The 23,691-nt window shown below is 60.1% G+C and carries 23 protein-coding genes and 3 pseudogenes; 9 read left to right on the forward strand and 17 right to left on the reverse strand.

What is annotated here, in order from left to right; genetic code table 11:
* Positions 1–332: 332 nt before the first annotated feature.
* The 3 genes and pseudogenes from AB4Z51_RS37010 to AB4Z51_RS37020 form a co-directional block, all read left to right on the forward strand.
* Positions 333–638, forward strand: a pseudogene (locus AB4Z51_RS37010) (rhodanese-like domain-containing protein); the annotation flags it as partial.
* 173 nt (positions 639–811) lie between these two features.
* Positions 812–1,045 (forward strand): hypothetical protein, encoded by a 234-nt coding sequence (locus AB4Z51_RS37015; RefSeq protein ID WP_441499075.1) that lies wholly within the window; start codon positions 812–814, stop codon positions 1,043–1,045.
* A 14-nt stretch (positions 1,046–1,059) separates the two neighbouring features.
* Positions 1,060–1,959: a DUF1259 domain-containing protein gene (locus AB4Z51_RS37020; protein ID WP_441499076.1), complete on the forward strand. Its 900-nt coding sequence runs from the start codon at positions 1,060–1,062 to the stop codon at positions 1,957–1,959.
* Between the two features lie 266 nt (positions 1,960–2,225).
* Here AB4Z51_RS37020 and AB4Z51_RS37025 read toward each other — a convergent pair whose 3' ends face one another.
* From AB4Z51_RS37025 to AB4Z51_RS37040, 4 genes are all read right to left on the reverse strand, one after another.
* Entirely contained in the window at positions 2,226–2,741 is a 516-nt protein-coding gene (locus tag AB4Z51_RS37025) for a hypothetical protein (RefSeq protein ID WP_441499077.1), read from the reverse strand.
* 71 nt (positions 2,742–2,812) lie between these two features.
* Complete coding sequence (locus tag AB4Z51_RS37030) at positions 2,813–4,216, reverse strand: TAXI family TRAP transporter solute-binding subunit (RefSeq protein WP_441499078.1); 1,404 nt, start codon at positions 4,214–4,216, stop codon at positions 2,813–2,815.
* 352 nt (positions 4,217–4,568) lie between these two features.
* Positions 4,569–5,711 carry an AI-2E family transporter gene (locus AB4Z51_RS37035; RefSeq protein WP_441499079.1) on the reverse strand — a complete coding sequence of 381 codons (1,143 nt, stop codon included), beginning with the start codon at positions 5,709–5,711 and terminating at the stop codon, positions 4,569–4,571.
* Between the two features lie 198 nt (positions 5,712–5,909).
* Positions 5,910–6,305: a PRC-barrel domain-containing protein gene (locus AB4Z51_RS37040; RefSeq protein WP_441499080.1), complete on the reverse strand. Its 396-nt coding sequence runs from the start codon at positions 6,303–6,305 to the stop codon at positions 5,910–5,912.
* 111 nt (positions 6,306–6,416) lie between these two features.
* On the opposite strand from AB4Z51_RS37040, the gene AB4Z51_RS37045 reads away from it, so the two are divergent.
* Positions 6,417–6,728 carry a hypothetical protein gene (locus tag AB4Z51_RS37045; protein ID WP_441499081.1) on the forward strand — a complete coding sequence of 104 codons (312 nt, stop codon included), beginning with the start codon at positions 6,417–6,419 and terminating at the stop codon, positions 6,726–6,728.
* A 12-nt stretch (positions 6,729–6,740) separates the two neighbouring features.
* Here AB4Z51_RS37045 and AB4Z51_RS37050 read toward each other — a convergent pair whose 3' ends face one another.
* A complete protein-coding gene (locus AB4Z51_RS37050) occupies positions 6,741–7,379 on the reverse strand; it encodes a response regulator transcription factor (RefSeq protein ID WP_441499082.1) in 639 nt (212 codons plus the stop codon).
* A gap of 590 nt (positions 7,380–7,969) precedes the next feature.
* Here AB4Z51_RS37050 and AB4Z51_RS37055 point away from each other — a divergent pair.
* A pseudogene (locus AB4Z51_RS37055) lies at positions 7,970–8,098 on the forward strand (histidine kinase); the annotation flags it as partial.
* Between the two features lie 291 nt (positions 8,099–8,389).
* Here the strand turns inward: AB4Z51_RS37055 and AB4Z51_RS37060 are convergent.
* From AB4Z51_RS37060 to AB4Z51_RS37075, 4 genes and pseudogenes are all read right to left on the reverse strand, one after another.
* Positions 8,390–8,563: pseudogene (locus tag AB4Z51_RS37060) on the reverse strand (pyridoxal phosphate-dependent aminotransferase); the annotation flags it as partial.
* A 423-nt stretch (positions 8,564–8,986) separates the two neighbouring features.
* Positions 8,987–9,892 (reverse strand): ATP-binding protein, encoded by a 906-nt coding sequence (locus AB4Z51_RS37065; RefSeq protein ID WP_441499083.1) that lies wholly within the window; start codon positions 9,890–9,892, stop codon positions 8,987–8,989.
* Between the two features lie 27 nt (positions 9,893–9,919).
* Positions 9,920–11,707 carry a HAMP domain-containing protein gene (locus AB4Z51_RS37070; RefSeq protein WP_441499084.1) on the reverse strand — a complete coding sequence of 596 codons (1,788 nt, stop codon included), beginning with the start codon at positions 11,705–11,707 and terminating at the stop codon, positions 9,920–9,922.
* A 2-nt stretch (positions 11,708–11,709) separates the two neighbouring features.
* Entirely contained in the window at positions 11,710–12,291 is a 582-nt protein-coding gene (locus AB4Z51_RS37075; RefSeq protein ID WP_441499085.1) for a TetR/AcrR family transcriptional regulator, read from the reverse strand.
* A 105-nt stretch (positions 12,292–12,396) separates the two neighbouring features.
* Here AB4Z51_RS37075 and AB4Z51_RS37080 point away from each other — a divergent pair, with 105 nt between their 5' ends.
* From AB4Z51_RS37080 to AB4Z51_RS37090, 3 genes are all read left to right on the forward strand, one after another.
* Positions 12,397–13,608: a YbfB/YjiJ family MFS transporter gene (locus AB4Z51_RS37080; protein WP_441499086.1), complete on the forward strand. Its 1,212-nt coding sequence runs from the start codon at positions 12,397–12,399 to the stop codon at positions 13,606–13,608.
* A 95-nt stretch (positions 13,609–13,703) separates the two neighbouring features.
* On the forward strand, positions 13,704–14,720 hold the full coding sequence (locus AB4Z51_RS37085; RefSeq protein WP_441499087.1) for an LLM class flavin-dependent oxidoreductase: 1,017 nt from the start codon (positions 13,704–13,706) through the stop codon (positions 14,718–14,720).
* 82 nt (positions 14,721–14,802) lie between these two features.
* The gene (locus tag AB4Z51_RS37090) at positions 14,803–15,237 is read left to right on the forward strand and encodes a cupin domain-containing protein (protein ID WP_441499088.1); all 435 of its coding nucleotides are present in this window, start codon (positions 14,803–14,805) and stop codon (positions 15,235–15,237) included.
* Positions 15,238–15,456: 219 nt separating this feature from the next.
* Here AB4Z51_RS37090 and AB4Z51_RS37095 read toward each other — a convergent pair whose 3' ends face one another.
* From AB4Z51_RS37095 to AB4Z51_RS37105, 3 genes are all read right to left on the reverse strand, one after another.
* On the reverse strand, positions 15,457–15,843 hold the full coding sequence (locus AB4Z51_RS37095; protein WP_441499089.1) for a hypothetical protein: 387 nt from the start codon (positions 15,841–15,843) through the stop codon (positions 15,457–15,459).
* Positions 15,844–15,989: 146 nt separating this feature from the next.
* Complete coding sequence (locus AB4Z51_RS37100; RefSeq protein WP_441499090.1) at positions 15,990–16,883, reverse strand: haloalkane dehalogenase; 894 nt, start codon at positions 16,881–16,883, stop codon at positions 15,990–15,992.
* 177 nt (positions 16,884–17,060) lie between these two features.
* Positions 17,061–18,365 (reverse strand): MFS transporter, encoded by a 1,305-nt coding sequence (locus AB4Z51_RS37105; RefSeq protein WP_441499091.1) that lies wholly within the window; start codon positions 18,363–18,365, stop codon positions 17,061–17,063.
* A 336-nt stretch (positions 18,366–18,701) separates the two neighbouring features.
* Here AB4Z51_RS37105 and AB4Z51_RS37110 point away from each other — a divergent pair, with 336 nt between their 5' ends.
* Positions 18,702–19,175, forward strand: a complete 474-nt coding sequence (locus AB4Z51_RS37110) for a MarR family winged helix-turn-helix transcriptional regulator (protein ID WP_441499092.1) — start codon at positions 18,702–18,704, stop codon at positions 19,173–19,175.
* Between the two features lie 234 nt (positions 19,176–19,409).
* On the opposite strand, the gene AB4Z51_RS37115 is transcribed toward AB4Z51_RS37110, so the two are convergent.
* The 5 genes from AB4Z51_RS37115 to AB4Z51_RS37135 form a co-directional block, all read right to left on the reverse strand.
* Positions 19,410–20,069, reverse strand: coding sequence for an NIPSNAP family protein (locus AB4Z51_RS37115; RefSeq protein WP_441499093.1), 660 nt, complete (start codon positions 20,067–20,069; stop codon positions 19,410–19,412).
* A complete protein-coding gene (locus AB4Z51_RS37120; protein WP_441499094.1) occupies positions 20,047–20,424 on the reverse strand; it encodes a MarR family winged helix-turn-helix transcriptional regulator in 378 nt (125 codons plus the stop codon). The genes AB4Z51_RS37115 and AB4Z51_RS37120 overlap by 23 nt, the downstream gene beginning before the upstream one ends.
* A gap of 90 nt (positions 20,425–20,514) precedes the next feature.
* The gene (locus AB4Z51_RS37125) at positions 20,515–20,904 is read right to left on the reverse strand and encodes a tautomerase family protein (protein ID WP_441499095.1); all 390 of its coding nucleotides are present in this window, start codon (positions 20,902–20,904) and stop codon (positions 20,515–20,517) included.
* A gap of 181 nt (positions 20,905–21,085) precedes the next feature.
* Positions 21,086–21,937 carry a haloacid dehalogenase type II gene (locus tag AB4Z51_RS37130; protein WP_441499096.1) on the reverse strand — a complete coding sequence of 284 codons (852 nt, stop codon included), beginning with the start codon at positions 21,935–21,937 and terminating at the stop codon, positions 21,086–21,088.
* 45 nt (positions 21,938–21,982) lie between these two features.
* Positions 21,983–23,389 (reverse strand): amidase, encoded by a 1,407-nt coding sequence (locus tag AB4Z51_RS37135; protein ID WP_441499097.1) that lies wholly within the window; start codon positions 23,387–23,389, stop codon positions 21,983–21,985.
* Positions 23,390–23,691 lie beyond the last annotated feature (302 nt).

A 23,691-nucleotide genomic window follows, 5' to 3' on the forward strand; every position in this document is an offset into this window, starting at 1 on the left:
AGGTAGACCAAGGCGGCTGCTATCATCGCCAACCAGATCAAATGAAAGATACGGACCGACCACAACGAGGCAGGGATTTTCCGGAGCCTAAGCCTTCGCGTCTGGAGGAAGTATGCGAGCGATCTCCGGGAAATCATCAAAAAGCTCGGTCGGCGGCTCCATTGAAGCCCAACGTGACGCCAATGCGTCGGCTTAGTTCCGAACTTCGGATGAAATCTCCGTGACGTCCGTCTGATGATTTCTTGGAATCCTTCGCCGTACCCAGGTTGACAGCAGCACCATGCGGGCTTTTATTCGCGCCACGGGGATGTGCGATCTCCCCGCGAGACGTCATGCCCAAGAATCGCGTCCTGATCACCAAGGGCGCAGCATGTCAGCATCGTACACCACCCGACAGACTGTCTCGATTGATAGGCACGGCGGCCGCGCCGACGCTCATCGATGTGCGCATCGACGAGGATTTTTCGGCCGACCCGCGCCTGATTCCTGGCGCCGTGCGGCGCTCGCATCTCGACGTCCAGGATTGGGCGTCCCGCCTGATGGCCCAGTCCGTCGTCGTGATCTGCCACAAGGGCAAGAAGCTCAGCGAAGGCGCCGCGGCGTGGCTGCGGTGCGGCAGGGTCGCTGCCGAGATCCTCGCGCATGTTCTACGACGACCTCAAGCAGTTGAACGCCGGTTTCCTGCTCTACGACGCGTTCTACCGATGGTGCCGCGACGGGACCAAAGAGACGCACATCTGGCCGATCAACAAGGTCAGGTGAGGCCGGAGGCAGGACGACTTCTGGGGCGGGGACAACCAGGAGATCAGACATGCGAACATCGACGATTCATAGGGCAGCGCTCTTCGTTTCGCTTGCTGCAGGGCTCTCCCCCGCCCACGCCCTGACCCAGGAAGAGCTGGTCGCCAAGATCCAGGCTGCCGGCTACTCGCAGGTGAAAGACGTCAAGTCCACGGCCGAAGGCATCACCGCCAAGGCAGTGAAGGACGGAAAGCCGGTGACGCTCATCATCGACAGCAGCGGCCAGATCAAAGAACGAAACTGACGTGGAGGAGTACGATGAAACGCACAGTCTGGCCCCTCATCGTGATCGGCCTCGCTCTCGCCTACCTGCCTTTCGTCCACATGGCACGCGCGCAAGCGATCGATTGGCAAGAGGTCGACGAGACCCTCGGCAGGAAGGCCGCGGTCTCCGACGACGTCCATCGCTACCTCTTCCCGCGCAGCGACCTATCGGTGACCTTGGGCGGCGTGACGATCAAGYCGGCGCTGGCGCTGGGCGGCTGGGTTGCACTCAAGCCCGGACACGGCGCGATGGTCATGGGCGACCTTGTGCTGCTCGAGACCGAGATCAATCCCGTGATGGCGAAGATGATCGCGAACGGCCTCGAGATCACCGCCGTGCACAACCATCTGCTGCGCGCGAGTCCGGCGACGTTGTACATGCACGTCGCCGGCCACGGCGACCCCGTCAAGCTGGCCTCCGCGATCCACGATGCGTTGGCCGAGAGCAAGACGCCTTTGACCGTCGGGGCGCCGGCGAGCCCGTCGCCGGCCGTCGATCTCGACACGGCGAAGCTCGACCAGATCATCGGCGTCAAAGGCCGGGCCAACGGCGGCGTCTACCAGTTCATCGTGAGGCGGCGCGACCCGATCACGCAAGAGGGCATGCCATTGCCCCCCGTCGGTCCTATGGGTGTGGCGATCGGCATCAATTTCCAGCCCACCGGCGGCGGGAAGGCCGCCATCACGGGCGACTTCGTGTTGACCGGCGACGAGGTCAACCCGGTCATTTTGGCGCTGCGGGCGCACGGCATCGAGGTGACCGCGCTGCACAGTCACATGCTCGATGAGCAGCCGAGGTTGTTCTTCATGCACTTCTGGGYGAACGGCGACGCCGTGAAGCTTGCCGAGGGTCTGCGCGCGGCCCTCGACAAGACTGCCAGCACGAAGGGTTGAGCCAAAGATCGAGCGAATGAGCCGCCTGTTTCTTTACGAAATCAAGCCTTGCCGTTCGATCCGAAGTCGATCAGCGGCATCTCGGAAACAAGGTGGAGGGCGGAGGGGCGGGATGGGTGATTTTTCCTACTCGCCGCGCGACCGGCGGCTCATCAGCCAGTGGGCCGCCGATCATACGACGACGCTCGACGAAGGCCGCCCGGTGCTTCTTGAGCGACGGCTCCCAAGCCGAAGACCGAGCCCCGCTCGTCGCGGTGAGGCGCCGCCTACTTGAGCCGCCTCGCCCCGGCAGAACGGAATTGGGATTGCAGTCTCGACTTCAGATTCCCGATCCGCTCCAGAGCTTCAGAGAGCATTCGGCGAGACGTCCGCCATGCCCCGGTGGACTCCAGATAATCCATCATTCGTCGCCAGTATCCGTAGCCCCAGGCGAAGAGAGGGATCGACAGCAATTTCTTCTTGTTCAGCTGAAAAAGTCTTTCGACGACGGTCAGCTTCAGGACTTCCGCGGCAATGAAGACGATCGCTCCCGGGAGAAAATGGCCGGTACCGAGCAGATAGGCACTGAGGGGCTTAGCTGGCTCCAATATGACGACGGGCACCGCAAATAGAGCGAAGGACTGATAGGGCCCCAACGACGTTACCCAACGCCGAACCCGTTCCAGCAGCCTCTTTTTGCTGAGCCATGCGGTGATCGGTTCCGTGACCGCCGAGAACAGCGCATCGACGGCAAAATAGATGGCAGCGATAGCGAAGATCGGTGTATTCCAGACGCGCGCCATTGGATCCTCCGACCTGAGAAGGCAAGGCTCACGAAGCCAAGACGTTCCACGGGGCAGTCCTGCGGGTGCGCCTACCGGCGAGAGGTAAGGGTTGGACCCGGAGATTTTGCTTGATCGGCGGGGCCGCTCTGCAGCGCCGCTCGCCGTTCGGCTACGGCATGATCGAACAGTTCAAGGACCAGTCCGAATGCGGCCAGGTCATCCTGTTCGATCGCTCCATCATCGTAGCACTTCAGGGTTTCGCCGATGATCGCGTCGACTTCCTGTTGCGATGTTAGAATGTCCTGTTCCGACCCTGCATCGCGAAGCTCCGAGACCACGGCGAGAATCCGGTTGCGATGGCTGGTGGTGTCGTCCCGCTCGTCCCGGTTCAGATAGCGACGCAGCCAGGCGGCGGCCGAACCGATCCCGGAAAGAAGAAGCAAGGCGAACCAAAAGTAGTCGCTGTACTTGTCCAGAAAGGTCCGCTCGGTCCCGTTGATGACCGCTGCGGCGCCCCGGTGCACGGAGGGCTCCGCCTCCTTCTCCGTCTCGGGCTTCGTGATGTGCGCGGCGCCGGCGACACGTTGCGCGATGGAGTCGCGGACAGCGAAAAGCTGCCGGTAGAAGGCCGCCGCCTTGGCTTCCGACAGTTCTTTTCTGGCGAGGATGAGATGGTTGACGCTGATGGTGTCGACCTTGTCCTCGGGCCATGCCGGTTTCGCGTTGAAGACACTGCCCGGAATTTCCTCAGCTTCGTAGCGGGCGTTGTTCAGAGCGATCGCCTCGGATGCTTCGACCGGAAGGAACTTCGGAGCTCCGCGCGATCGCGAAGTCGCGGCGATCGCGGCGGCAGTGATCTTGCTGTCGAGCGGACCGACGGCGAGATAGGCATCGAGGGTGGCGTCTTGCGCAAGTTTTTCGATTTCTTCGGTCCCGAATTGGACGGTCGCTACCTTGTCCGGCTCCACTCCGGAGCCCACCAGAATGGTCCGTAGCAGTGCGAGGTTGGCTCCGGTCCTTCCGATGATGCCGACCTTGCGACCCGCCAGATCGGCGATCTCTCCGATCCTGCCGCTGGCCTTCTTTTTGGAGTCTTTGCCTGGTCGCCCGGAGGGCGACCACAGGACAACGTAGTTCTTCCGCAGGACGGCCAGTGTCTGCGCGTCGGCAGGCATGCTAAGGTCGCCGCGACCGATTGCCAGGTCGGCCTTGCCGGCGCCCAGCAGAGCCATGGATTCGGCCGCTCCTTCCGTCGTGATCGGGGAGAGCTTGACCATCCTGCTTTCCTCGTCGAAAGCCCCGGCCATCGCTTGGACCACCTGATGGTCGTCGCTGCCTGCGGGTCCGACGGCGATCCGGAGGGTCTCGGGCTGCAAGACGTAGAAGAGGGCGGCCGCAGCGGCGCCGAAAACAGCAAATCCCAGAGCCAGCACGATCAATAGCCTTCGTTGGCGTCGATCGTGAGCATTCCTGACTGGATCGGACGGTGACATTAGCAGAACCTATGTGAACAAACGCCTGCTTGGAGCTACAAGTTCGCCGCCGGGAACTTGGGCGAACAAGCGTCCGATCGGATTGTTCCGTAAGCGCGAGAACGAGTTCACGAAGGGCCGGGATTCGACTGCGAAAGAATCCCTCTTCGCGCGCCGATGGCGAGCCGGCCTTCGGCGATGAGCACGTCAAGAGGGGACGACGAGGGCCGCGAGACTCTCGGCGGCCGGAGAATAGGCTTTTGCCGGGCAGCGATTCCCCTCGCCTTCAGAACCCATGAGCAATCTTACCAAGCTGGCGCTGACGTGGGCCGCGGCCGTATGCCGTCGCCACGCAGAGATACTGCTGCTCCGACTAGTCGAACTGYGTCGCCGCGACGGGTCGGAAGACCCATTCACGCCATACCGTCAACAGGGCCGCCATGACGACCGGCCCGAGGAATAGGCCGATGAGTCCGAAGGCTGCCAGGCCGCCGAAGATGCCGACGAAAGCGAACAGAAAGGGCAAGCGAGCCGAACCACCTACCAGCACCGGCCATACAAAATGATCGCCGGCGAGCATGATCACCGCTCCCCAGCAGAAGACGCCCGCCGCCGCGGCTTCGTTTCCGTTCGATATCAAGGTGAGCGCCGCCGCGGAAAAGGCCGCCCAGGCCCCGAAAGGAAGCATCGCAAAAGCGGTAGTGAATATGGTGAACATGACCGCGTTTGGCACGCCCGCAACGAGATAACCGACGCCAATCAAAAGTCCCTCACCGACCGCGACGACGACCGTACCGTTCACCGTGCCGCGGATGGAATCGACGATCTTCTCGACCACGCCTTCGCCGGGATGGCCAAGGATTCTTTCGCTTGTTTCCAGAAAACGGCTGGCGACCGAGCGGCCGTTGCTGAGCAGGACAAAAAGGGCGACTAGCGAAAAGAACAGCATGAACATGCGATGCAGCAATTGGCCGCCCAAGGTGTTGAAGAGATCCGACGCGCTGTCGGCGCTGGTCGCTTTCAACCAGCCGTTGGCCGCCTGCGGATCCGAAAGATTGGCTCGCCACCACTGCTGCGCGATCTCCGCCGCAATCGGGAGGCGGGCGATCCAATCGGGCACTTCGATGCCGCTCTCGCGGGCCTTCTTCAGCCAATCCGCGATGTCCCCGCTTTGCTGCGCTACCTGGTAGATTGCGAGGGACATGGGTGTGAACAGGATGATGGCAACGAAGCACGTGAAGGCGAACGCGGCCCAGCCGGATGGGCCCGAGGTCAGGCGTGTCGCGAATGCTGTGTAGAGGGGCCACAGAGCAATGGCCAATATGGTGGCCCATATCAACGCGGAGAGAAAGCCTGCGGCGGTCCAAAGGGAGAGCGCGACGATTGCTAGAGCGAACACGACGCGCGCGTTCTTGCGTGCGTCCGATCCAAGTGGCAACGGCTTATGCCCCGGTTTCGCCGGGGCCTTCTCCTTGGAATCGACCGACTTTAACCCGCTCGGTTTCTTTCGGCTCACCCTTGGATTTGCCCGTCCCACGTTTTCCTACTTCCTTGGTTGCGCCGAGAAGCGGAGCACGCCTCGCCGGCATCGGATTACCCGGGGTCGGTAGACTGCGTGGAAGCGGAGGGCTGCAGGCGCGCCAACGAACGGAGCACCTCCTGCTAGACCGGAGAGCGAGCGTCAAAATCCTGCTCGCTCTCCGCGACGACCTGCCTACTTCTTTTCCGGCACCCAGGTGGTGCTGGCTCTATCATATTTGAATCCCGGCGCGCCCTTCAGCTCGTCCTTAGTTTCGTCGAGGGTCAGCCACCACTTATCGTTCTTCTTGGCTGTCTTGACTGCGGTGAACGGCACGATGACATCCTTCTCGCCGGCACCGAGAAATCCGCCGACGCCGATCACCAGTCCCGTGATCTTGCCCGATTTATCGACGAGGACGTCGTCGATCTCCCCGATCTTGCTTTCCTTCGGGTCGTACACGGCCTGCTTGTAGTAATTCGTCACCGTCCAACTTTCCGTCGGCGCCGCCGTCAGCACGGTGGTCGCCGCGAATGAGCCGGTTGCCATCGTTGCCGCCAGCAGACATCCGATTGCGAAATCTTTCTTCATATCCGAACTCCTTGATCAGTAGTGGGGCCCATCCAACGGGAGAAAGTGGCAAATGTTCCGACGATGGAACGTCGCCGCTCGCTGCGCAGTTGAGGAGGTCAGGAGCTGCTCATGAGCCTCAAACGACGGATCGAAAACCTCGGACCCTACCAATCGCTGTTTCTGTTGGCGGTGCCAACGGCGACGGTAGAGCCGTTGAAATTGGTCGCGGTCGCGATTGCCGGGGAGGGTCACTGGATCGCCGGGACTGCCATGATCGTGACGTGCTATCTGCTCAGTCTGGTGGTGGTCGAACGGCTCTTCGTCATCGTCAAGCCCAAGCTGCTGACCATTCCGTGGTTCGCGAAGCTCTGGACGACAATCCTCGCTGTGCGCACATGGGCCGCCGCATCTTTCCGGCGGCTGCGTGAAGGGACGAGTTGAATGGCTGCTTCGTCAGTGCAGGTCGATCTCGACGGCGATCCTGACGAGGTCCGAATGGCTTTTGGCGCCGAGTTTGGGCGCCGAGGTCGTGTTGGCGACGGTCTTGTAGGAGATGCCGAGTTCCGACGCGACTTCCGATATCCGGTCGCCCCGGCCTAACAGCCGCAGTATCTCGAGCTCGCGTGCACTCATCTGCGTCAGGGGGCTGGCCTTGATCGCCGCGCCCGCGAAGGTCGTCGCTTCGGCCAGTCGGGGGGAGACGAAGCGTTCGCCCGCGGCCACTTTCCGGATCGCCTTGGCCAGGATACGGGGATCGTCGCTCTTCGAGACATACCCCTGAATGCCCATCTCGACGGCGCGCGCCACGAAGGCAGGATCATCACTCACGCTGAGCATGACGATCCGGGCGGCCGGGTTATCCTTGCGGATCCGGCGCGTCAGTTCGAAGCCCGTCAGATCGGGGAGCCTGAGGTCCACGACAGTCACGTCCGGATGCTTCTGCAGGAATGCCCGATGACCCGTCTTCGCGTCGAAGGCCTCCTCGATCTCAACGGAAGGGTCCGATGCGAACAGAGCGCGGCATCCCGATACGACGACAGGATGGTCGTCGACGATCAGCACTCGAACGACCGATTTTGCCTTATCCTGCACCAACGATTCCTCGATTCACACGACGGTAACGCCGCGGGGGCCTCATTGGTTCGGAATTGCCCGAACAGAAGATGAGGCATCTGCGCTCGAAGGAGCACGAATTGCACAAGATCTGGAGCGTACTTTCCTTCCGGCAGCGGCCGCTGTTGCCGATCGCCGCAATGATCCTCAGCGCATTGATGTCCGGAGCGGTCGCACTTCTCGTCTTCTCGCCGGACCAGTTCGAGTACGAAAACGAGCAGGAAGCCGGCTCCGCTCGAGCGGTCGCGAACGCTCTCAACGCGGCACTGAAGGCTCCCCGCAATCCCGAGGAGATGCTCGACGCTTTCGGCACCAATCTCGGAAACGTCGAGGCGGTCGGGTATCTTCCTGGGGGCACGGCTGCGCCCAAGCGCACCGCGCGCTTTAACGGCAGTAAGGTGCCGGCCTGGTTCGTCTCGAACCTCGCCATTTCTGACCTCGCGAAGAGCTATCCGATCGACATAGGGACTGTCCGGGTCGGCGCTATCGCGTACTCCCCGGACTTGTCGGCCGACATTTGGGAAAAATGGATGGGCTTTCTGGCGATCATCTCAACCGGCTCGCTGCCGATGCTGTTTGCCACGTTCGGCACGCATCTGGTTGCCGGAAGGACGATCCGCCCGATGGAGCGACTGGGCGCCGGCCTCACCCGGATGCGCGAGGGCGACTACGATGCGGTCATTCCTCTCACCGGTCCGCCAGAGATCCAACAGTTCTGCCGGGAGGCCAACCGCCTCGCTGCAATCCGCGCCAACGTCGCGGCACTCTCGGAAAGCGCGCCCGAGAGCAGCGCGCCATTGCAAGGCTTGGTCGAGGCGGCCGAAGCCCTGCAGCAGGCCAACAAGCGTATCCTTCAAGGATTGAGTCCGCTCTACCTCGAGGAACTGGGTCTGTTCGGAAGCCTCGAGGCGCTGTTGCGCGACGCACGCGGCGGCGAGCCGAGCGATCTCGGTGATTTCACGCTTCGAATAGACGGCGCCGGTCGGATTATTCGGGTTGGAGAACAGAAAGACGCGCGCGCCGTCCTCGAACGCGGCTCGGAGTTGCGCAAGATCGAGACCGGCTTCAATCGAGCCGCTGAGATAGTCCATCGTCACCGGCACCGGATAGCCTCCGAAGAATTCGACAAGTTTCCGGTTGGCGAAATAGTCCGGCTGAACGATCGCGACCCTGTCGCCTGCAGCGACGCGACCGCCAGAAACAGCGCGCCTTGTGTGCCTGGCGTAACGATTGTGCCATCGTCGGCCGAAACCGGTGCGCCCGTGAACGCTGCAAGCGCGTCAGATAGTTCGGCCCGGATGTCGGCCGAACCGCGATATTCCGTGTAAGCCTAGTCCTCCAATTGCGAGCGCGTCCGAGAAACGACTGCGAGGCAAGGACGGCCAGAGATGGCGCTAGACCGGCTTGGCCGATGGTGAATGTAAACGTCGCTCACTCATCGGTTGGGAGATGGTCCGACAAAACCGCTGATTAAGAGACGAATGAGTTTGCTGCATAATCAACTTCCGTTCGACAAATACGTTGTCCAGCATTACCGTCATGGCGCGACGAATCGAAAGCCCGAGGCGCCATTCCGAATGACGCAATCATGATTCATGCAGCATTGCCTGTATGCGCCGCGCCACCTCTGCGAGACGATAAGGCTTCGCGATGATCGGGAACTCATCCACTGCATTCTGCCGCTCTAATATCTCTCTTGCATAGCCTGAAGTCAGCAGGATCTTTATGCTTGGCTTGACTCGCTTAACTTCGCGTGCAAGCTCGACACCGCTCATGCCGCTCGGCATTGCGACATCGGTGAACAGGAATTCAAAATCCTGCTCGGCCTGTAACATTTTAAGTGCGTCGGTGGCATTTCCGGCGGAAGAAACCTGATAGCCGAAAATGGCCAACATCTCCGAAGTGACCTTCAGAAGATCCTCGTTGTCGTCGACCACAAGGATACGCTCCGAACCTGTCGGCATGGCTTGAGTCTGGCTGGCTTCTTCCTCCGCGTCAGGTCCTTGCGCGGCTCTGGGCAGATACAGAGCGATCGTGGTTCCCACGCCCGCCGTGCTGTCGACCGCGATGTGCCCTCCAGACTGCCGGACAAAGCCGTAGACCATGCTGAGGCCGAGTCCGGTCCCCTTGCCGACCTCCTTGGTCGTGAAGAATGGCTCAAACACCCGATCGCGCACCTCGGGGGACATCCCGCATCCGGTGTCGGTAACCGACAGCATGACGTATGGTCCGGCCGGGCAACCTGCAACGGCGTCCTCCTCGACAACGATGTTCTGCGTCGCGATCTCAAGTACGCCACCATCAGGCATAGCATCCCGCGCATTGAGTACCAGGTTGAGAAGTGCGGTTTCCAGCAGCGCCGGATCGACGTGGCATAGCCACAACCGATCATCGGTCCGCAGCGTGATCTTGCATCCGGCTCCAACAGCCTGACGAATGAGTCCTTGAAATTCACCGATGAGCTGGTTCGCGTTGACGAGCTTTGGATTCAAGGTCTGGCGCCGTGAAAAGGCAAGAAGCTAAAAGGCAAGAAGCTGCGCCGTCAGCTTTGTCCCTCGATCAATGGCATGGCGAGCGACTGCGGCGAACTGGCGGATCTTAACAACATCCCCAGCCGTCTCAATGAGTTCGAGGTTACCGGAGACGACCGTGAGCAGATTATTGAAGTCATGAGCAACACCGCCCGTGAGCTGGCCGACGGATTCCATTTTCTGGCTCTGGTGAAACTGCTCCTCGATCTGGCGGCGCGCCTCCAACGCATGCTTGTGCTCGGTGATATCGCGAAGAAAGATCGCGAAGCCCTGGCTGGAGGGGAAAGCATTGATCGCGCACCAGATATTTTGACGCGGACAAAACGCTTCGACGAATGCCGGCCGCTGTTCCGACATCGCCTCCCCGATCTCGCGCAAGATCTCCCTATCGGGCTCGCCTTGAAACAGCTCGGACAGCCTCATGCCGACGATACCGCGGCCCTCGGCAAAAAGGGCCCAAGCCGGCCCATTGAGATAGGTGACACGCCAATCCCAATCGACGATGAGCACGCTGTCGTTGGTGCTCTCAAAGATCGTGGTGATCCGCACAGCGGCCTCCTCAGCGGCCTCCTTCGCCTTGGACAATTCCTGCTCGCGATGCTCTAGCGCGTTCGCCATGGTATTGAACGCGTCGCCAACGTGCACAATTTCCGAAGTACCGCTGGTAGCCACACGTCGGGCAAAGTCGCCGAGCCGCCATTGGTTCGCGGCGTCAACCAGTTGCCCGAGCGGGCGATGGATGAACCGACGGGCGCCCAATGATGTYAGAAGCAACACCAGCGCCGTGCTCAGGACAATCAAGAAGATGTCGCGCCGTGTCTGACGCTGGATCTCATTGAAAGCCAGCGCCTTGTCGAGGCCGAAGCCGACAACAATTGCCCCCAAACTATCCTGCAGGACAGATGAGGCTTCGATCCGCTCTACACCATCGACGTCGACAATATCGAACGCGCCGCTCTGGTCCGGATAATTTTTGCGGGACATTTTTGTGCCAACGAACCGGTCGTTATTAGGATAGCGGGCGAGAAACGTGCCCACGCGGTCCGTGATTGCAAGCGCGGCGCCCGCAGGTACACCCTTTCGAGCGATGTAGTCGGCCAGCCAATCCAAGCCGAGGCTTGCAACGATGACGCCGCCCATCTTGCCATTGCTGGCGTAGAACGGCATCGAAAACTGTATAACTCTTCGCTTGGACGAGAGCCCTAGCGAGTACTCCCCGACCGCAAAGGAATTGGTCCTGAGGACGGTCTCGAAGTAGGCGCGTTTGGAGATGTCAACCGCTTGGCGACCGCCGTCGGTGTGACAGAATGTCAGACCATTCACGTCGGTCACGATAAGAGTGATGAACGCGGGGAATCGCGGCTTCATCGCAGCGAGATAGGAATCGCACCCAGCGCTGTCTCCCGCCTTTATCGCCGGCAGTTCCGACAGCGCGATCAGGACCTGACGGATTCCCTGGACGATTTGTTGCTGGTCTGCGGCAGCAAGCTTAGCCAGGCTCAACGCCTGATTCTCCACTTCGRCCCGGCGCGCTTCACGCCTGCCGAGTTCACTATAAGCCTGGATTGCAATCGCCGGTAGCAGGGCGACAGCGACCAGCAGAAATAGCCGCGAGAGAAGATTCATATCCGAACCGACCAGCCTTAGAATGCTCGCTCGTGGGGGCAAACCGCCGCGCTGCTCCTCCAACGTCGAATGGATATCGATGCGCTCAAGTTCATCTAATCTCCTGGACAATGGCGGTCCAACAGCGCTCGAAGTTTGGTCAGCAGACATTCCTAGGTCGGCCACCCGCCGAGCGATGTCTCGACCGTACGGCGAAGGTCTGCCCGACTTGCGCCTGTCTGCGCCGCAAAAGCCAATCCCCAACCTATGACAATAGCGAATACCGCGAGCGCGTCCGGATCTGCATTAGGCGGCAGATCCCCATCCTCCTGCGCTGCACGAAAACGTAAAGCCAACCTTTTGCGGCGAGCGTGACGAAGCTTCGTCAACTCTTCTTGAACTTCGGCTTCTTTTGCGTACGCCTGGGAACATTTAACTGAAAGACACCCCGGGGGGTGAGTTCTATCCGTATAGAGGTCTACCAACCCATAGAGCATTGTCTTAACGACCTCGCGTGCCGTGGCTTGGCTCAAGGCCTTTTCATCGACGCGACCAAGGTACGACCTATAGTAATAGTCCAGCACCCGCCTGAAGAGACCCGCTTTACTGTCGAAAGCAAAATAGAGGCTCGCTGGCGCGATCCCGATATCTGAGGTCAGGTCCGCAAGCGATGTCCCCTCATAGCCGTTCTTCCAGAACAGTGCGGTCGCTCCTTTGATCGCTTCATCTATGTCGAAGCTTCTCGGGCGGGGCATTGTCTCGATCTCCTATTCGTTATTTAGCATTCACTCTATTTCGTTGACAAGGGTCACCCTGAATTTTATCGATCACTAAATTATCAATTCAGCATCGGCCACCCCATGTCGTCTGACACCGCGCCTCCGCTACCCCTGCCACGCTATCCGATTGCCACGGCGCTCGCCTTGTCACTGGCAGCCGCCATCGCGCTCGGCATTTCCCGTTTGTCTTACGGGCTCCTGCTGACGCCCATGCGTACCGATCTTGGCTGGTCTTATCTATTAGCCGGCTCGATGAACACGGCCAACGCGCTCGGCTACTTCATCGGTGCGTTGGCCATACCGGCGCTGATGCGCCGCCTCGGCATCTGGCGACTGCTGATCATTGGCTCAGTTTCAACCAGCATATTCATGCTCTTGTCGGGCCTGGTGACCGACGCCACCGCCCTGATCCTGCTGCGCCTTGGCGCAGGCGCAACGAGCGCGTCCGTCTTCGTCATCGGCGGCGTTCTGGCGACCCGACTTGGCTCGATGCACCGCGAGCGGGCCGGGTTCCTGATCGGTCTCTATTACGGCGGAACAGGTTTCGGCATCGCGCTTTCCGCGCTGCTCGTGCCTGCGGCACTTTCCGCCGCGCCGCAGCTCGGCGGTGCACATGACTGGCAATGGGCGTGGCTCGCCCTCGGCGTCACCTGCCTGCTCGCGACTGCCATCATGGCAATGCCGGCAAAGGCGATTGGCGAAATGCCTGCCCATCACGGCAAAAAATCCAATTTTGCCGTGAAAGATTTCGGATTTGCCTTGGCCGGCTATTTCATGTTCGGCGTCGGCTACATCGCCTACATGACTTTCGTGATCACACTGCTCAAGCAGCAGGGCATGCAGGCCGAAACGATAACCTTGTTCTACACGCTGTTGGGGGTGTCGGTCATCCTGTCATCGCGTCTATGGGCGCCGATGCTGGATCGCTTCAAAGGCGGGGAGTCGCTCGCGATCTTCAACACCATCGCAGGCATCGTTTCCATTTTCCCGGCCATGACTTCGGCGGTGCCAGTCGTGTTCTTCTCGGGGCTGGCCTTCGGGATGGTCCTGCTATCGGCGGTCGCATCGACCACCGTGTTAGTGCGGCACAATCTTCCGCAAGAATCATGGTCGTCCGCGATCAGTGTGTTCACGGTGGTATTTGCGTTCGGCCAGATCATCGGCCCCGCCCTGGTGGGATGGATCGCCGACGGCCCGGGCGGTCTGGAACGCGGATTGATCGTATCGGCGGTTGCGCTGTTCATTGGCGCAGCGTTGGCTTCACGGCAGAAGGCGTTGTCCTTGCGGAAATGACGTCGTCGGTTGCTATCACAAAACTGCCCAGGGAAATGTGCATGGGAGCGCAGCATGGTTACAAAGCCGCTTTACACACCCAGAGAGGGTCTGCCATGGGTACGCCGCTGCCAATATCTGTACTCGATTTTTCGCCAATGCGTGACGGCGAGACGGCAAGCGATTCCCTGCGCCGAACCGTCGAGCTGGCGCTGCTGGCCGAGTCGCTGAATTATCGGCGCTTCTGGTTTACCGAGCATCACAATGTGCCGCGCCTAACCAATGCAGCACCGCCGGTCGTGCTCGCGCACATCGCCAGCGTGACGAGATCGATCCGCGTTGGCTCCGGCGGAGTGATGCTGCCTAACCATTCGCCGCTGGTGATTGCCGAACAGTTCGGAACGCTGGCGGGACTGCATCCCGGTCGGATTGATCTCGGGATCGGGCGCGCGACGGGCGGACCCGGTGCGGATTCCGAGATATTCCGGATGCTACGCAAGCCACCCGACGCGCGCGATCGATTCAAGCTCGACCTCGACGAGCTTCTGGACCTGCTCGGCGAGCGGCAGGCGGACGACGCGCCATACGTTCCTGCGCGTCGCCTCGATATTCCGGTGTGGCTCTTGGGATCGTCGACATCGTCGGCGGCGTTGGCCGGGAAGCTTGGCTTGCCGTTCTCCTACGCGAGCCATATCGCGCCCGACGAGCTGCCGGCTGCCTTGCGCGCCTATCGCGCAAATTTCCGAGCCTCAAGGACGCTGCAGCGCGACTACACGATGATCTCTGCCTTCATCATTGCGGCGGAGACCGACGCTCAAGCACGCGATCTGCTGGCATCGATCCGGCCGATCCTGCTGCAGTGGTTTCGTAAGTCAAGAGCGCCATTGCCAACCGACAACGTCACGACATCCACCGCGGCGACCATGCCTGAGCAAGACATACCCTATGCCATCGTCGGATCGCCAGAGACCGTACGGTCGGGTATCGAGGCGATGGTACGAAAAACGCAAGCCGACGAACTGATGGCCATCACGCTGATCCGCGACCCCGTTGCTGCCCGTCGCTCGTACGAGATTGTTGCCCGCGTCGGCAGGAACATCACCCAAGAGCCCGCGAGGTTCGGGGCCAGCTGAAAATGTAGGAGTTCCGACATCGTCGACATTTCCTAAAAGCCCGGGGCGTGCGATCGCCGCCCTTTACTGCGATGGAGCGAAAATGAAACCTGGTGTCACCACGGAATTTGAAACGACGGAATTCGCAGGAATAACCGCCAAGATCATCAACCCCTACCCCAGCCCGTTCACTGTCCTCGACATGACTATTAAACCTGGCTTCGGCGCGCCGGCTCATATCTCGTCGACCGAAGACAAGCTCTTTATCGTGATCGATGGGCAACTAAGGTATCTCATCGGCGATAAGACCGAAACCGTCGGTCCCGGCACCCGCGTGATCATTCCAAGGGGCGTCATTCACGGGTTCACAAATGTCGGCGGCGGTGACGCGCGGCATATCCTTGTGTCCACGCCACGCCGCCACGAGGAATTCTTCCGCGAACTGCACAACATACCGGAGCCGCGTGAGCAGCACCGAGACCAGCTACCGGCCATCGCCCAACGTCACGACCAAGCTTTGATCGGGCCGCTGCCGTAACGCCGGACGACGCTTTGATCAATAGCTTCCGAGGGTTTGCTTTGATCCCGACTTGGTCGGCATACAGCCCGTGAGCAGTGGCGCAGCGCTGGCCTCGCGGAAGTGACGCCGTCGGCGCCCTCGCGAGAGGACTTTCCGAGGAACGGCGCTCGTGCCCTGCACAAAAGAGGGCGAGATCTCGTGATTGGTCTGGCCGCGCCGTGCGGCAGCAGCTCTTTACTAGGAGGCTTCCGCCGGGGTCCAGTCAGCGGCCCAATTGCCATCGCGCAATATCTCGTCGCCGGTGTGAACCGTGAATTCGACGAGCACTGTGCTTTTGGGGACTTGCAGAACCTCGCTGCAGATATCGACGAGGCGTCTTCCCAATTCGAGGCGTTGATCAAGCGACCGGCCTCGGCGGATTTCGACCATTACCATCGTGATCGACTCCAGCCCGTCCGGGCCAAGATGAAACAGATTGTCCTCTCCAAGTTCGGCGATCCCCACATTCGGACGCCAGGACTGCGTCTGCATCACCTCGGAATAGAGACGGCACAAACGCGTGGCGAGTTCCCGCTTGGCTTGCGTGGAATACTTCTTGGCTAGATTCAAATGCAGATACGGCATATGTCATTTCTCCTTTGAACGATGCCAGGCTCTTCTTCGAGGTATCGGCTCGGAGGCTCGCGCAGTGAACGCCGGAGGCCTGCGAAGGGGGCCCTGCTGCGATGCGTCAGCCGCAAAGCGCGCGATACGCCGCCGTCGCTCACACCCTAATGGGAGTCAAACCGTGGTAGCCGTCTCAACCAATTTGCGATCGCCTCACCAATCTCCAGCGGGGAATCTTCCTGCAGGAAGTGCTTGCCCTTTACGCGTACCTCTTCCTGATTTTTCCAGCTTCTGCAGAGTTCCCGAATCTGACCAGTGATAATCGCGCCAGGATCTCCATCAATAAACAGCTTCGGCACTTCATTGGTGGCCATCCAGTCGCTGTAGGCTTTCACAGCCTCAGCGGTATGGTCGGGCTTGCCGTCAATGGGAAGTTCCCGGGGAAATGTGAGGGTAGGACGCCGATCCTCACCGGGATTGAGATAGGGGTGACGATATACCGCCCACTCGGCGCCCGACAGACGCCGTAATATTCTCTCGGAGAACGACTTCTCGACGAACAGATTGTCGCGAAGGACCAGCGTCTCGCCTTCGGGCGAGCGTAGGCGTTCAAACATTTCCCGGACGGACTGGTCCATCTCGTTCCAATTGCGTGATCGTACGATGGTCTCGAAGTAGACGATTCCACGGACCGACTTCGGGTGACGACTGGCCCAGTCCATCGCCAGGGCTCCGCCCCAGTCTTGCCCGACAAGGACGACCTCCTCGGTTGCGCCAATTCCTTTCAGAAAGCCTTCCACAAACCGGCGATGTTGGAAGAATCCATAGCGCATCGGGTCGTCGCCGCCGAGCTTTTCCGAATTACCCATACCGATGAGATCAGGTGCAATGCAGCGGCCATAAGGGGCCACGATGGGCATGATATTGCGCCAGATGTACGAAGATGCAGGATTACCGTGGAGAAAGACGATTGGCGGGCCTTCCCCAAGCTCGACGTAGGCCATCCGCTTTCCATCAACCTCGCATGCGCACCTGGACAGTTCATCTGCGCTCAGCATTGCGTACAGTCCTTGTCACAACGGCGGGACGACCCCCTGCCCGGTTCAACGTAAAAAACGAACCGCTCCCTGAATGGCCGGCGCCTGGAAAACGGAAGGCACGAAGCGACGCTATATTCGGTTCGGTAATGACGATTCACTGCGACGTTCCGGCCCCCAAGGGCCGACGCACATTCATCACACCGCAGACCTAATCGCGGGCATAAGCTTCGATTCGCTATCGGATTTGCGGTCGCCGATGAGCAGGCAGGCGAAGCCTGCGAGGATGCAAAGCAGTCCGGAGATGGCGAATGCCGGGGCATATGTGCCTTCCAGTGTCCGCGTGACGCCGGCGCCATAGGCTGCGATCGCGGCGCCGATTTGATGCGCGACAAACATCCAGCCAAAGACGAGCGGTCCCGAGGACAGTCCGAATTTGCTGGTCGTAAGTCGGATCGTCGGCGGCAGCGTCGCGAACCAGTCAAGGCCATAGAACACGGCGAACAACGAGRCGGTCCACAGGTCGACCCCCAATGCGATCGGCAGGAAGAGCAAGGATAGTCCCCGACCGATGTAGTAGATGCAAAGCAGGGCGCGATTGTCGTATTTGTCGGACAACCATCCCGAGCCGACGGTACCGAATAGATCGAAGAGCCCAATGAGGGCGATCATGCTTGCGGCAGTGACCTCCGCAATGCCGTGATCTCCACAGGCCGCGATCAAATGCGTGCCGATCAGGCCCGACGTGCTGAGGCCACAGACGAAGAAGCCGAAGCACAGCAGCCAGAAATTCTTCGAACGCGCGGCACCCTGCAGAGCCCTGAAGGACATGGTCACCGGATTTACCGATGGCGTCGCAGGGACCTCGACCTTGGTGCCAGCCGGCGCTCCATATGGCGCCAGACCGATGTCGGAGGGACGATTTCGCATGAACAGCGCAATCGCGGGGAGCAGACAGACGAGAACACATCCGACCACCACGACGAGCGCCCGCCAGCCGTACTCGTCGCTGATCTTCGCGAACAGCGGCAAGAACAGTAGCTGCCCGGACGCCGAGCTCGCAGTCATGAGTCCGACGACAAGGCCACGACGTTGYACAAACCAGGAATTGGCGACGGTGGCGCCGAGAACCAGTGCAGTCATTCCGGTCCCGCCGCCGACGACGACGCCCCAAAGCAGGGTAAGTTGCCACGACTGGCTCACGAGCGCCGTCAGACTGACGCCGGCGGCCGTCGTCGCAACCGCGACGAGCATGATTCTACGCAAGCCGAAGCGAAGCATAAGAGCGGCGGCGAACGGGGCCATGAGTCCGAAGACGGCGAGCCGCAGCGAAAGCGCCGTCGAGATAGTTGCGGTCGACCAATTGAAATCCTTCTGAAGGGCAACCAAAAGCAACCCAGGCGTCGACATGGCACCTGCTGTCACGAGCAACGTCAGGAACGTGACGCCAACAACAACCCACGCGTAGTGGAAGCTTCCAGTCCCTTTTGCTTCGATCGCCACCAATTTCCGCTCCTGTCAGATGATTGCGCGCAGGATGGCGGCCGAGATGCGGCAGCCAAGGGATCGCGCAAAGAATTACGATCCGCATCGCTCAACCAGCTGCGGCTCGATGGCTTCATTGATGCGAGGATCCAACCTGCGGCCCTGTCCTGTAAGCGCGCTCCACCTCGACTTCGCGGGAAAACATAACCTCTTCAATCGCCCAAGTCAATTATCAGCATATGCTGAGACTATCGGCGAGCTCGCAACTTCGCGGTTTGAGCAATCATCTGCATATGCTTGTGTTCAGCCTTGCGAAGTTGTATTTGTCTGGCTTTGCGAATTGCTGGAGCTGAAATGGCGGCACAATCGAACGCTCAAGTCGGATATCGATGCCACTGCACGGCATTGCGCAAGGCATCCAGGCGCGTTTCGCAGCTGTATGATTCCGCTCTCGCTCCATGTGGCCTGAAGGCAACCCAACGTGCGATTCTCACTCAAATCGCGCGGTCCGAACCGGCGGCGATCGGCATACTTGCCGAATCGCTCGTGATGGATTCGGGCGGACTGGCGCATACACTCAAGCCGCTCATTCGCGATGGGCTGGTCACGATGAAGGTGAACCCGGATGATCGGCGTAATCGCTTGGTATCTTTGACGGCAGCAGGGAGAGCGCGCGTCAAGCAATCCGATCGTCTATGGGGAGAGGCACAGCGTGCCTTCGAAAAGAGCTTTGGAACTGCACGATCAAAGACGCTTCGCGAGGCGATCGATCTGTTGATCTCTGATCAATTTGCGAGCGATTTCCAAGCTGCCGCTGCAACGGATTAGCTAATGGCCGTTCGAGTCGCATCTCATCAGCTGCGTCAAAGGCGGCATTTGAGACCGGGGCCGAGCGACGTACTGCCTGCCCCGACGAGGCGACGTGGTAGTCTTCAGTCTGCTTTGGCTTTGACAAAGCCACGCGATACTGAGGAAGACCTCGTAATCAGCGCTTCGCGCCTGTGAACGGGCTAATTATTAGCACGATGTCATACCCGCCGAGATCGGTCGAACCCGACGAGATTATTTGCCCTCCGGCATCGCGATGACCGAGACCGCCTCTAGGACGTTTTCCGGTCCGCCCTTCGGGGGCCAGACGCCCGCCGAAAAGGCGGCACTGCGCAGCGACGCGCGCTGCGCAAGGCTTTCGAAACCCCAAATATGGGTGATCCGAGGTGGCCCATCGAGCGCATACATGTTGATCAGCAAATGCGCCGTGTATTCCCGCGCCGGCGCGATCGCCGCCTCCCATCCCGAAAGCGTCGGCGGCAGCCCGCCTGGCTTCAGTTTGTAGGTACGGAATTCGTAGACATCGCCGCAGGCAGCCGGCCGCGCCGGCGGCAGAAAGGGAAAGCGCTGGTAGCTGGCCATCTCCAGCCCCGAGATCAGCCGCCCAGCATTGAACGGGTTGGCGCTCAACAGAGCGCGGCGCCGTTCCTGAAGCAGCGCATCGGACGTGTCGAAGCTGCGCAAGATCAAAAGGCGCCCGAGCGTGCTGAACTCCGTCCGCCAGCAGCCCAAAAGCTTGCCGCTGGCGTCAGGCGCCGCAATCCAGTCCCGCGCGGCTTTTGCCACTTCCGATGTCCCGAGCATCGGGCACGCCAGCGATGCTAGTTCATAGAATTCGCTCATCGTTCCACGAGCCCCGCGAGATATCCGGTCACGCTGATTTTCCTTGTTCAAGTTCCGCTTTCACGACCGACGTCGTGCGCAGCAGCGCGTCTGCTTCGGTCGACAGCTTTGCTTTCATTCGACGTTGAACAGCGATCCAGAGCGGCTTCGCCCTCGCCAGCGCAGCTCTGCCTTTGGGAGTAAGTTTGACGACCTTGCTACGCTCGTCTTCCCCCCGCCGAGAGCGACAAATCCGTCCCGCTCGAGGACTTTCAAACTGCGCCCCCAGTGAGCTTCGGTCGAGATCTACAATTGCGGCAAGCTCGGTTATGCTAGGCTCTCCCGTCTCGGAGAGACGACGAACAACTCTGAACATCGTGACCTTCAGTCCACTCGGGGCCAGCGCTTCGTCATAAATCGCTGTCATCGCGTGAGCCGCTTGCCGCAGAGCAGTGCACAGACAAGCGTCGTCAATCATCGCGCGCCTCGCTGTGCGGCAGCACCAATCCTGGATTGATTACTTCGGCGCATACTGCATCTCGCCGCTACCAAACGACCAGTTCTCCGGTGAGACCTCGACGAGGTTGATCCATACGTCTTCCTTGCGGATGCCCGTCTTCGCGTGAATGTCGTCGGCTACTTTCCGGTAAAAGGCTTTCTTGACGTCTGTCCCGCGGCCTACGTTCCAAGTGACTTGAATGAGAACGATGCCGGGCGTGTATTTGATACCCAGATAACCTTCCCTGGGGAATACGAGATCGCCGACGTCATGCTTGGTGACGACCATGAATTTGTCGTGAGCGGGCACTTTCGCCGTCGACGTCATTGCGTCATACACAACATCGCAGACGGTACTGCTGGTCGCCGGGTCAGTGGAACTCCCAAGATCGATGCGAACCAGGGGCATTTCGATTTCCTTCGTGACGTGGATTCCGCAATGAACGTAGAACCTCGCAAGGCACTCTGGTCAATCCAGCTCGTTGATTTGGACATGGTTCAAAAAGGTTAAAGTATCCTGGTTGACGCCACCAGCGTCGCCCAACTTCTGCGCGGGCCAACGATCGCCTTGCGGTGCTCGCTCGCAGGCTTCAGCCGAGATCGAACTTTTTGGACAGATCTATTAGGTCGTCTGCAACGACATCGATATACGGCTCCGGAGATCGGTCGACTTTCGTTTCTGGTCCGGTCTCGAGAGGCCTGGGTATGTACGCCGTTTTGAATCCGGCTGCTTTCGCGGCCGTGAGATCGATTTTGTGGGCCGCGACCATCATGATCTCCCCCGGCGGAAATCCGAGGTAGCTCGAAGCGGCCTGATAGACGTCTGGGGACGGCTTGTAGGAATGAACAAGTTCGCCTGTTAACACTGCATCGAACGGTAGCCCACCACGTTTGGCGAGCGCGACTACCCCGGCCATGCTCGCATTGGAGAGAGCCGCTACGGTAACTTTGCGCTTGAGCCGGCCGATGCCTTCCACGCTGTCGTGCCACGGCACCATCTGGCTCCAGACGGACATAAGCTTCAAGTGATCAGCTTCATCGAGTTGGCTCGTCAGCCCGCGAGTGGACAAGACAATTTCGAGCGACTCGCGAAAAATCTGCCCCGGTGGAATCCATGTGCGCTTCCCAGCAATGATAGCCTGGATAATCGAAACTGCGGCCGCATTCCAATCTCCAAGAAAGCCCGACCAATTCAGATGTAGCGCTTTGCGATTATTTAAGCTGTTAGTGATGCGTGCGAAGGGCTGATAATAGTCGAACAGTGTTCCCTGGATATCGAAGGTCATCGCCTTGATGCCGCTCGGATTCGACGGTACGGATGTTGCTGCTTGTGCAGCTCCGATCCGCGTGGAAATCGGCAACGCTGCCGCGGCCGCAGTGAAGCCCAGGATACTCCGCCGGCTGATAGAATGAGGTTCGGTATCGGCGCGCTCTGCATTCATTTTTACCCTCCTGTGAAAAGTGGCGAGAATATCCCGCCTTCTTCGCTAGATGTCAGGGTGGAGTTTGCGGACGGGACTCACCTGCTCAAGGAGCGAGGCGATCTTAAGCACTGTCGATTCTGCCAACCAGGAAGAGGCAATTTGCACGCCGATCGGAAGACCGTCGTGGCTTGTTCCGAACCGCATCGACAGGGCCGGCATGCCGGTGAGGCTGAAGGGTGAAGTCGCACTCTGCACGTGGAACGGTGAAACCGTCTTGCCATCGACCACGAGGTCATTGAGTCCATGCTTGGTCGCCGGGAACGGCGTCACCGGGCCGAGCAGCGCATCGTAGCGCTGGAAATAGTCGACGAAGCTGTCGCGGAGACGCTCCACCGCCTGCTCGGCGGCGACGAAGTCGGCTATCGGCGTGTCAGGTGTCTCGAGGATCAATTTGGCATGTCTGAAGATCTGGGCTTCATGGCCTGCGGTGACCTTCTCGAATTCGGGCCGGCTTTCCATCTGTTGGAGCTGCCACAGCACGCTGCCGGCATCGGTCTGCTCCAGCAGGGGCAATCGGACCTGTTCGACCTGACAGCCGGCATTGCTCAGCGCTTGAGCCGCTGCCTTCACGGTCGCGACCACCTCCGGATCGGTTGGTCCGAAGAAGCCCGGAGAGGCCAGCCAGCCGACACGAACCTGTCGGGTCGACGTCGTGCCCACCCCTGTATCGACGCCAAGCGGGTTGATTGAGAAGCCGTCAGCTCCGTCGGGTCCTGCCATCAACGAATAAGCGAGGGCGACATCGCGAACTGATCGTGCCATCGGACCGATGTGCCAGAAGCGGCGTGGCACCCGCGGCCAGTGGCCCGTCATCGGTAATCGACCGTGCGTCGCTTTAAACCCAACGACACCGGTATGCCCTGCCGGGCCGCGCAACGAGATCGAGAGATCACTGCCCACGCCGAGTGGCGACATACCCGCCGCGATGGCGGCCGATTCACCACCGCTCGACCCGCCCGGAGTGTAGTCGAGGTTCCAGGGATTGTTGGTTTGGCCCGTCAGGAAATTGTCCGTTTCGATCGAATAGGAAAACTCCGGCGGGTTCGTTTTTGCGATGAGGATCGCGCCGGCGGCCTTCAGCCTGGCTACCACAGTGGCATCAGTATTGGGCACCCGCCCTTTGAAAATTGGCGAACCGCGCTGTGTCAGCACACCCGCCGTGTCGATCCCATCCTTGACCGTGAACGGAACACCATGGAGAGGACCTAAGCGAGCACCAGGTTTGACCGCTGCCTCGGCCTTTTTGGCAGCGTCCAGCGCGCCTTCAGCCATCGTCACGATGGCATTCACCTTGGGATTAACCTCAGCAATGCGATCGAGATGCGTCTGCATGACCTCGACGGGCGAGAGCTCTCCTTTGGCAATGAGCTTGGCGATGCGACTTGCGTCCAGTTYAACGATATCGGTCATGCTTCACCCTACCTGTCATTTGATAGGTTGGAGATACCTGCCGCATTGGGACAGGTCAATCCCTACCTGTCATTTGGTAGATACACGTTGAGGTGATCGCGATGAGCGAAAATGCGAGGGAAGCGATCCTGGCTGTAGGGCGCAGGACAAGTCAGGCACACGGCTATGCCGGGCTGAACTTCCGCGACATCGCGGCTGAGGTGCGGACTTTCGCCCTAGTCAACGTCGCATGGCTTACTCAGGTGCTCGCCGCGACTCCCTTCCCGCTAGCAAGCGTGAGGCGCGGGCTCGCGCGATCTCGC

The organism is Bradyrhizobium sp. 2TAF36 (assembly GCF_052114925.1).
GTDB lineage: Bacteria > Pseudomonadota > Alphaproteobacteria > Rhizobiales > Xanthobacteraceae > Bradyrhizobium > Bradyrhizobium barranii.